Origin of the sequence: Halorubrum sp. SD690R, assembly GCF_005435035.1 — an archaeon.
Lineage (GTDB): Archaea > Halobacteriota > Halobacteria > Halobacteriales > Haloferacaceae > Halorubrum > Halorubrum ezzemoulense.
The window spans coordinates 1-527 of sequence record NZ_SGTV01000113.1; the positions used below are offsets into that span (position 1 = coordinate 1).

The following is a 527-nucleotide window of genomic DNA, read 5'->3' on the forward strand; positions in this document are numbered from 1 at the left end:
CCTCGTAGGAGTCGTAGTCGCCGCGCTCGACGGCGGCCTCGACGAGGTCCCGGATTCGGCTCGTCTCGTGGGGGCCCGGCAGGACCGCGTTCGCGCGTACCTCCGGGGCGAACTCCTTCGAGAGCGTCTTCTCCAGACCGATGACGCTCATCCGCACGGAGTTCGACAGCACGAGGCTGTCGATGGCCTCCTTGACGCTGCGGGAGGTCACGTTGACGATAGTGCCGCCGTCGCCCTCCTTGAGGTACGGATACGACTCCCGCGCCAGTCGGACGACGCTCATCACGAGCAGGTCGTAGGCGTGCTGCCAGTCCTCGTCGTCGGTGTCGAGGAACGCGCCGGAGGGCGGGCCGCCGGCGCTCGTCACGAGGTGGTCGATCGTGCCGAACTCGTCGACGGTCGCTTCCACGAGCGCCGCGCCCTCGTCGGCGTCGGTCAGGTCCGCCGAGTGGGCGACGACCTCGCCGGTCGCGACGGCCTCGACCTCGGCTTTCGCGTCCCCCAGCCGCCCCTCGTCGCGGCCGTTG

1 protein-coding gene is annotated in these 527 nt (G+C 70.4%); it reads right to left on the reverse strand.

Annotated features, from left to right (window positions below; genetic code table 11):
- On the reverse strand, positions 1-527 hold a 527-nt coding region (locus EXE41_RS18650; protein ID WP_137691799.1), incomplete at both ends, for an SDR family oxidoreductase.